At 70.9% G+C, this 9318-nt stretch carries 5 protein-coding genes; 3 read left to right on the top strand and 2 right to left on the bottom strand.

Going from position 1 to position 9318, the window contains the following annotated elements:
* A partial coding sequence (locus ACWDO5_RS02205; RefSeq protein WP_450527620.1) for an ATP-dependent helicase C-terminal domain-containing protein occupies positions 1 to 1247 on the top strand: 1247 nt, incomplete at its 5' end.
* A 114-nt stretch (positions 1248 to 1361) separates the two neighbouring features.
* Here the strand turns inward: ACWDO5_RS02205 and ACWDO5_RS02200 are convergent.
* A complete protein-coding gene (locus ACWDO5_RS02200; RefSeq protein ID WP_450527619.1) occupies positions 1362 to 3059 on the bottom strand; it encodes a lytic murein transglycosylase in 1698 nt (565 codons plus the stop codon).
* Positions 3060 to 3262: 203 nt separating this feature from the next.
* Between ACWDO5_RS02200 and ACWDO5_RS02195 the strand changes: the two genes are divergently transcribed.
* Positions 3263 to 4075 carry a DUF4184 family protein gene (locus ACWDO5_RS02195; protein ID WP_450527618.1) on the top strand — a complete coding sequence of 271 codons (813 nt, stop codon included), beginning with the start codon at positions 3263 to 3265 and terminating at the stop codon, positions 4073 to 4075.
* 79 nt (positions 4076 to 4154) lie between these two features.
* Here ACWDO5_RS02195 and polA read toward each other — a convergent pair whose 3' ends face one another.
* The gene (polA, locus tag ACWDO5_RS02190; protein WP_450527617.1) at positions 4155 to 6863 is read right to left on the bottom strand and encodes a DNA polymerase I; all 2709 of its coding nucleotides are present in this window, start codon (positions 6861 to 6863) and stop codon (positions 4155 to 4157) included.
* 116 nt (positions 6864 to 6979) lie between these two features.
* On the opposite strand from polA, the gene ACWDO5_RS02185 reads away from it, so the two are divergent.
* On the top strand, positions 6980 to 9253 hold the full coding sequence (locus ACWDO5_RS02185; RefSeq protein WP_450527616.1) for an FdhF/YdeP family oxidoreductase: 2274 nt from the start codon (positions 6980 to 6982) through the stop codon (positions 9251 to 9253).
* Positions 9254 to 9318 lie beyond the last annotated feature (65 nt).

The raw sequence follows: 9318 nt of genomic DNA, 5'->3' as shown, positions 1-9318 counted from the left end.
CGGGGCGCTGGCGGCCGGAGGCGGGCCGGCTGCCCGCCTCGGCGGCCGGACCCGGGGGCGCTGCCCCCGGACCCCCGGTCCTCAATCTCCCCCAGACTTCGTCCGGGGGGACCCGCACGGGCTTGAAGGCGCGGCCCGGGCCGACACGTCCAGCCTCGCCGGCGTTTGAGGCGCGGAGTCCGGGGCGGCGCCCCGGTTCGGGATGGGGGTACCTCCCAGGCGAAGCTCTGGGGGAGAGCGAGGTGGGGGAAAACCCCCTCTCCGACGACGCTGCCGCCGGGATCGTCGCCGCGCTCGCGTTTCCCGAGCGGGTGGCCAAAGCCCGCGGCGAAGGCGCCTTCTTGATGGCCTCCGGGACCGGGGGCGAGCTCGTCGCCGGATCGGGGCTGCGCAGTGCGCCCTGGCTGGCCGTCGCCGTCGCGGACCGGCCCGCGCACGCCGCCTCCGCGCGGGTACGGCTCGCCGCCGTCATCGACGAGGACACGGCGCGTACCGCCGCCGCGCATCTGCTCGTCACCGGCGAGGAGGTCCACTGGGAGAAGGGCGACGTCGTTGCTCGGGAGGTGGAGCGACTGGGGGCCGTGGAGCTCTCCGTACGCGCCCTCAAGGTCCCGGATCCCGCGCTTGTACGCGAAGCTCTGCTGGACGGGCTGCGGCGCGAGGGACTCGGACTGCTGCGCTGGACGCGCGAGTCGGAGGGCCTGCGCGAGCGGCTCACGTTTCTGCACCGGGAGCTGGGCGCGCCCTGGCCCGATGTGTCGGACACGGCGCTGCTGGACCGTACCGACGAGTGGCTGGAGCCGGAGCTGTCCCGGGCCCGGCGGCGGGCCGATCTCGGACGCGTCCAGGCCGGGCAGGCACTCCAGCGGCTGCTGCCCTGGGCGAGCGGGGACGCGGCCCGGCTCGACGAGCTGGCGCCGGAGCGGATCGAGGTGCCGAGCGGCTCGCGGGTCCGGGTGGAGTACGGCGGGGCGCAGCCCGTCCTGGCGGTGAAGCTCCAGGAGTTGTTCGGACTGCGCGAGACGCCCACGGTCGCGGGCGTGCCGGTGCTGGTGCATCTGCTCTCGCCCGCCGGGCGGCCCGCCGCCGTCACCGCGGACCTTCCGTCCTTCTGGAAGGACGGATACCGCTCCGTACGGGCGGAATTGCGCGGCCGTTATCCCAGGCATCCCTGGCCCGAGGATCCTTCGACGGCGGAGCCGACCCGGCACACCAAGGCGCGCCTCAGCAGGGAGACCGGCAGCTGATCCGACGGGTCAGACAGGGACGGGGTGGCAATGGAGCCGCGAGATGAGAACACGTTGCACCGCCCCTGTGTCAGCCGGCGACACAGGGGCGGTGCGGGAGTGCTGCGCTGCGGGTCAGGCCGCCGGGGTCGCGACCTTGAGCTCAATGGTGACGGTCGCGCCGCCCGCGGTGGTGAGGCGGAGCAGGAAGGTGCCCGTCTGGTCGTCCGCGTAGATCTTCGGGAGCTTCAGCACGCCATTGGCGTCGGTCTTCAGGTCCGTGAGGGTGCGGATCGTGTTGCCCTCGGCGTCCTTGAAGTAGGGGCCCTTGTCGTTCACAGCCGCGTCGTCCGCGGAGGTGATCATGGTGGCGGTGACCGCGACACCCGACGCGATGGCGCCCTTGTAGGTGGCCTTGACCTCGACGGCGTCCGCGAACTCCGTGCCGGGGGCGGCCGTCAGGGCCTTCTGGTCGGTCCTGTCGATCGCGTCCGCCGCACGGACGGTGACGGTCGCGGGGAAGTCGACGGCGGGCAGGACACGGCCCACCACCGTGGCCCGGACCGTGAAGGCACCCGTCTTCTCGCCCGCCTGGAGCGCGGGCGACGCGACTGTGCCGTCGGCGCCGGTGCTGAGCGTGACGCTCGCCTTCCCGCCGGTGAATCGGGTGTCGGTGTCGCCGACGACGTCGAAGCGGACGGCCTGGCTCGGGACGGTCCGCCCGGCGGTGTTCTTCACCCGCACGATGGCCCGTTCGGCGAACGCGTCGCCCGCCATGGCGGTCAGCTCGCCGGTGCCCGCGTCCTCGATACGGGAGACGGGCGCCTGGGTCGGCGGGGGTGTCGACGTCGGCGGGGTTGGCGGGTTCGTGGTGCCGCCACCGGGATTCGGCGTGCTGGGCGGCGTCGGCTTGGGGCTGGGGCTGGGGCTGGGGCTGGAGCCGGGCGTCGTCGGAGGCGTGGGCGTCGGCGTGGCCGTGCTGTTCTCCGTGGAGCCGGAGCTGTCGGGTCCGTTGGAGACCGGCAGCACACCCGTGCCGTCCGGGACCGCGTGGGTCCCGCGCTTGTAGTACTCGAACCAGGACAGAACCGTACGCAAGTACTCCTGCGAGTGGTTGTAGCCAAGGATCGCCCGGTCGAGGTCGGACTTGACCGCCAGATCGCGGCCGCCGGCGCAGAGATAGCGTCCGGCGGCGAGTGCGGCGTCGTAGATGTTGTTGGGGTCCCGGCGGCCGTCGCCGTTGGCATCCTGGCCCCACCTCTCCCAGGTGGACGGGATGAACTGCATCGGGCCGACCGCGCGGTCGTGCGTCGAGTCGCCGTCGTACGCACCGTTGTCGGTGTCCGAGATGTTCGCGAAGCCGACGCCGTTGAGGACCGGGCCGAGGATCGGCGAGAGCGTGGTGCCTTCGGCGTCGACACGGCCGCCGCGCGCCTGGCCGGACTCCACCTTGCCGATCGCGGCGAGCAGTTGCCACGGAACATGACAGCCGGGGTCCGAGCCGGCGATGGTCTGCTCGGCCTGCTTGTACGCCGCGAGGACGGTGGCGGGTATGCCCGCTTCCGTCGTGCCCGTCGTGCCCGTCGCGGGCAGATCGACTGAAGTGCCCGGTTTATCCGGGATGCTCAGCGGCGGAAGGTCCGTGTAGTACGGAGAGTTGCCGGTGACCGGGGTACCGGACGGCGGGGTGGCGTCGGAAGCCCCCTGGCTGTCGCCCGTAGTGGCATGCGTGATGCCGGGCGCCTGTGAGGCGGAGAGTGCGGCCACAGCGGCCGCGGCCACAGCGGCCGTGGTCGCTCCCCTGCGCAGCCGGCGGCCGAATTGCGCTGCCATACGTCTGTTCCCTCCCCATCGGCGGCTGCCCGCGCTCCCCAGCGCAAGGACTCACGTGACCCTACGGCAACTCCGCGCCCCGGGACACCGGTCCCTGACCGTTTTTCACCAGTCCGCTACCTCTCGTTCGCCCGGAATCCAGTGTTGGAACAACACGCATACTGGGCGCTATTGATCAACAACGGTCACCAGGGGGCACGATCATGCCGTTCACACTGAGCCATGCCGCGGCGGTGCTGCCGGGTATCCGCAGCGCCGGGGTTGCGCACGGTCCGCTGCTCGCGTCGGCCCTCGTGATGGGCTCGTTCGCCCCCGACATGACGTACTTCGCCGCCACCGCCGTTCCCGGCGCGATGGAGTTCGGCAATGTCACCCACGCCCCGCTGGGGGTGCTGACGGTCGATGCGGCCATCACGGCGGCGCTGGCAGCGGTGTGGCTGATGGTGCGTGAGCCGCTGCTGGCTCTGCTGCCTGCCGCCTGGCAGGGGCGTGTTCACGCCTTCGTACGAGGGCGTGGGCTGCGCGCGGACCGGCCCCTGGCGCACGCGCTGCGGTTCTACGCATCGGCGGTCATCGGCGCGAGCACGCACGTCGTGTGGGACGCCTTCACCCACCACGACCGGTGGGGCACTGAGTTGCTGCCGGTGCTCAATGAGACGGCGGCGGGGCTGCCGGTGTACTCGTACGCGCAGTACGGCACTTCGGCGCTGGCCATGGTGGCGCTGGTGTGGTTCACGGTGTCGGCGCTGCGGCGGCAGCCCGCGGTCGCCGCGCCCGCGTCGGTGCCGGTGCTGGACGGGCGGCTGCGCCGGCTCGCCGGATCGCTGCTGGCGGTGTGCGTGCTGCTCGGCGTCGTACAGCGGTGCGCGCGCTGGTACGCGTACTACGGGTGGGCCCACTCGCCGCTCGACATCATCCCGACGGCCTGCTTCGGGGCGGGCGCGGGCCTCGCGGTGGGCCTTGTGGTGTACGGGGCTGGGATGCGGCTGCGCGGGCGAGCGGTGGAGCGCGCCTGAACTGCTTGAACGAGCCAAGCCCCTGCGCCGGTTGAACCGTTGAACGACGCAGGGACTCACACAGGCAGCGACCCCCGGATCAGTGCGCCGCGGACTCCCAGTCCGTGCCCACGCCCACCGAGACGTCCAGCGGCGCGCGCAGGGACACCGCCGCGGACATCTCCTTGCGGACCAGCGACTCGACCCGGTCGCGCTCACCCGGAGCGATCTCCAGGACGATTTCGTCGTGGACCTGGAGCAGCAGCCGGGAGGAGAGCTTCGCCTCCGTCAGCGCACGGTCGACATGGAGCATGGCGACCTTGACGATGTCCGCGGCGGTGCCCTGGATCGGGGCGTTGAGCGCCATTCGCTCGGCCGTCTCGCGGCGCTGGCGGTTGTCGCTGTTGAGGTCGGGCAGATAGCGGCGGCGGCCGAGCATCGTCTCGGTGTAGCCGGTGGCCCTGGCCTCGTCGACGACGCGCCGGAGATAGTCCCGGACGCCGCCGAAGCGCTCGAAGTAGGTGTCCATCAGGCCGCGCGCCTCGGCCGCCTCGATGTTCAGCTGCTGGGAGAGGCCGAACGCCGAGAGGCCGTAAGCCAGTCCGTACGACATGGCCTTGATCTTGCGGCGCATCTCCGCGTCGACGGCGGACTTCGCCACGCCGAACACCTGGGAGGCGACGGTGGTGTGCAGGTCCTCCCCGGAGGTGAAGGCCTCGATCAGCCCCTCGTCCTCGGACAGATGCGCCATCACTCGCAGCTCGATCTGGCTGTAGTCGGCGGTCATCAGCGACTCGAAGCCCTCGCCGACGACGAAGCCGCGGCGGATCGCCCGGCCTTCGTCGGTGCGCACCGGCACGTTCTGAAGGTTCGGGTCGGTCGAGGAGAGCCGGCCGGTCGCGGCCACGATCTGGCTGAAGCTGGTGTGGATCCGGCCGTCGGCCGCGATCGTCTTGATCAGGCCCTCGACCGTGGACCGCAGACGGGCCTGCTCGCGGTGGCGCAGCATGATCACCGGCAGCTCGTGCTCGGTCTGGGCCGCCAGCCAGGCCAGCGCGTCCGCGTCCGTGGTGTAGCCGGTCTTGGTCTTCTTGGTCTTCGGGAGATTCAGCTCGCCGAAGAAGACTTCCTGGAGCTGCTTGGGCGAGCCAAGGTTGAACTCGTGCCCGACGGCGGCGTGCGCCTCCTTCACGGCCTGCTGCACGGCTCCCCCGAACTGCTGCTCCATGGCCTGAAGATGGGGGCGGTCGGCGGCGATGCCGTGCCGCTCCATGCGGGCCAGCAGGGCGGAGGTGGGCAGCTCCACGTCGTGCAGCAGCTCGGCCGCGCCGACCTCGCGCAGCCGCTCGGTAAAGGCCGCGCCGAGGTCGAGGACCGCGCGGGCCTGCGCCATCAGCGCTTCCGCCTCGGCCTGTTCGTCCGTGCCGAAGGCAAGCTGGCCGTCGGCCGGGGCCGGGGCGAGCTCACGGCCCAGGTACTCGATGGCCAGCGCGTCCAGCGCGAAGGAACGGCGTCCCGGCTTGACGAGGTAGGCGGCGAGCGCGGTGTCCATGGTGACGCCGTCGACGCTCCAGCCGTGCTCGGGGAAGACCCGCATCGCGCCCTTGGCGTTGTGCATGACCTTGGGCCGGCCGGCGTCCGCGATCCAGGCGGCGAAGGCCCGCTCGTCGGACTCGTCGAGCCGGGTGGTGTCGAACCATGCGGCCGCTCCGGAGGCCGCGGCGAGCGCGATCTCGGTGACATTGCCGGTGCCCAGCGCCCAGCTGTCGACGGTGGCCACGCCGAGCGGCTGCGTGCCGTGCTCCTCCAGCCACGGCGCGAGCTCGCCGGAGCCCAGGACCGCGCCGTCCAGCTCGACGCCGGCGGCCGGGGCCGACGGCTCCTCGACCTCGGCGCCCGGGTCGACGGCGAGGAGGCGCTCGCGCAGGCTCGGGTTTCGGATCTCCAGCACGTCCAGCACGCCCTTGACAGCGGCCCGGTCGTACGGCGCGCGCTCCAGGTCCTGCGGAGCCTTGGGCAGCTCCACGTCACGCACCAGCTGCGTGAGGTGGCGGTTGAGCTTGACCGCCTCCAGATGGGCGCGCAGGTTCTGCCCGGCCTTGCCCTTGACCTCCTCCGCACGCTCGACCAGATCGGCGAACGAACCGAATTGGTTGATCCACTTCGCGGCCGTCTTCTCGCCGACGCCGGGAATGCCCGGGAGGTTGTCGGACGGGTCGCCGCGCAGCGCAGCGAAGTCGGGGTACTGCTGCGGCGAGAGTCCGTACTTCTCGAAGACCTTCTCCGGGGTGAAGCGGGTGAGCTCCGAGACGCCCTTGGTCGGGTACAGCACGGTCACATGGTCGGAGACCAGCTGGAAGGAGTCGCGGTCGCCGGTGACGATCAGCACTTCGAAGCCGGCCGCCTCGGCCTGCGTGGCGAGGGTGGCGATCACGTCGTCCGCCTCGAAGCCGTCGATCGCGAAGCGGTCGGCGTGCATCGCGTCGAGCAGCTCCCCGATCAATTCGACCTGCCCCTTGAACTCGTCAGGGGTCTTGGAGCGGTTCGCCTTGTACTCCGGGAACTCCTCCGAGCGCCACGTCTTGCGGGACACGTCGAACGCCACCGCGAAATGCGTGGGCGACTCGTCGCGCAGCGTGTTCGCCAGCATCGACGCGAAGCCGTAGATGGCGTTGGTCGGCTGGCCGGTCGCGGTCGTGAAATTCTCCGCGGGCAGCGCGAAGAACGCCCGGTACGCCAGGGAGTGCCCGTCCATGAGGAGCAGGCGCGGTCGGTTGTCTGCCGTCTTCTTCGATGCCGTCTCAGCCACGTCCACGATCCTGCCACGTACCACTGACAATCCCGACCGGCGGTCATTGCCGCCCGTGACCGGAACCGTGGCAAGATCGCAGACGTAACGCATATGCCAGTTCGAGGGAGAGCACGATGGCCACCAAGCCGCCCGCAGGTGATCCGGCCCAGGACGCGCCACAGGTCGCGGACCCACAGCACGCGGCCGCCGGCCTCCCCGCCATCGGGCACACGCTGCGCATCGCCCAGCAGCAGATGGGCGTGGTCCGCACCGCGCAGACGCTCCTCAAGGTCAACCAGAAGGACGGCTTCGACTGTCCGGGCTGCGCCTGGCCGGAGGGCGACAAGCGGCACACGGCGGAGTTCTGCGAGAACGGCGCGAAAGCCGTCGCCGAGGAGGCGACGCGGCGCCGCGTGACGCCCGACTTCTTCGCCGCGCACCCCCTCGCGGACCTCGCCTCACGCAGTGGCTACTGGCTGGGGCAGCAGGGCCGCATCACGCAGCCGATGTACCTGCCTCAGGGCGGCGACCGGTACGAGGAGGTGACCTGGGAGCGCGCCTTCGCGATCATCGCGGAGGAGCTGACGGCGCTGGCCTCCCCCGACGAGGCGCTCTTCTACACCTCGGGCCGCACCAGCAACGAAGCCGCATTCCTGCTCCAGCTCTTCGCCCGCGAATTCGGCACCAACAATCTCCCCGACTGCTCCAACATGTGCCATGAGTCCTCCGGATCGGCGCTCACCGAGACAATCGGCGTCGGCAAGGGCAGCGTCTCGCTGGAGGATCTCCACCAGGCGGACCTGATCATCGTCGCCGGGCAGAACCCGGGCACCAATCACCCCCGGATGCTCAGCGCTCTGGAGAAGGCCAAGAACGCGGGCGCGAAGATCATTTCGGTGAATCCGCTGCCCGAGGCGGGTCTGGAGCGGTTCAAGAATCCGCAGACGCCGCTCGGCATGGCCAAGGGCGTCGCGTTGACCGACCTGTTCCTGCAGATCCGCATAGGCGGCGACCAGGCGCTGTTCCGGCTGCTGAACAAGCTGATCCTGGAGGCGGGGGACGCGGTCGACGAGGAGTTCGTACGCGAACACACGCACGGGTACGAGGAGTTCACAGCCGCGGCCCGCGGGGCCGACTGGGACGAGACACTCGCCGCGACCGGGCTCGACCGTGCCGCCATCGAGCAGGCCCTCGCCATGATCCTCGCCTCGAAGCGCACCGTCGTCTGCTGGGCGATGGGCCTGACCCAGCACAAGCACTCCGTACCGACCATCCGTGAGGTGGTCAACTTCCTGCTGCTGCGCGGCAACATCGGCCGCCCCGGCGCCGGCGTCTGCCCGGTACGCGGGCACTCCAACGTCCAGGGCGACCGCACCATGGGCATATTCGAGCGGCCCGACCCTGACTTCCTGGACGCGCTGGAGAAGGAGTTCGGCTTCGCGCCGCCGCGCCACCACGGCTTCGACGTCGTACGGTCCATCCAGGCGCTGCGCGACGGCGAGGCGAAGGTCTTCTTCGCCATGGGCGGCAACTTCGTGGCCGCCACCCCCGACACCGAGGTCACCGAGGCCGCGATGCGCCGGGCCCGGCTCACCGTCCATGTGTCGACCAAGCTGAACCGCTCGCACGCCGTGACCGGCGCCAGGGCGCTGATCCTGCCCACCCTCGGCCGCACCGACAAGGACGTACAGGCGGGTGGCAGGCAGGTGGTGACCGTCGAGGACTCGATGGGGATGGTGCACGCCTCCCGCGGCAATCTGACACCGGCGAGCCCCCAGCTGCTGTCCGAACCGGCGATCGTGACCCGGCTGGCGCGCGCGGTGCTCGGCCCAGACTCGCTGACACCCTGGGAGGACTTCGAGAAGGACTACGGGACGATCCGCGACCGCATCGCGCGCGTGGTGCCCGGTTTCGAGGACTTCAACGAGAAGATCGCCCGCCCCGGCGGCTTCGCGCTCCCGCATGCCCCACGCGACGAGCGCCGCTTCCCCACCGCCACCGGCAAGGCCAATTTCACCGCAGCGCCGATCGAGTTCCCGAAGGTTCCGGCGGGCCGGCTGCTGTTGCAGACGATGCGCTCGCACGACCAGTACAACACCACGATCTACGGCCTCGACGACCGCTACCGCGGCATCAAGGGCGGCCGCCGGATCGTCATGGTGCACCCCGACGACGCGCGTGAACTGGGCCTGGCGGACGGCTCGTACACCGACCTGGTCAGCGAGTGGAAGGACGGCGTGGAGCGACGGGCCCCCGGTTTCCGCGTGGTGCACTACCCCACCGCCCGGGGCTGCGCCGCCGCGTACTACCCGGAGACCAATGTGCTGGTCCCGCTGGACTCCACCGCCGACACCAGCAACACCCCGGCCAGTAAGTCCGTGATCGTCCGGTTCGAGCCGGGGGAATGAGACCACCGGGCTAAGCGTTCGCTCAGGCATCTGATAGGACGGTGCCCACAGCACGCAACGCATTG

This window comes from Streptomyces sp. NPDC000880, from assembly GCF_053599675.1.
Note: the sequence above shows the minus strand (reverse complement) of the source record. Positions and strands in the feature narration are given on the sequence as shown.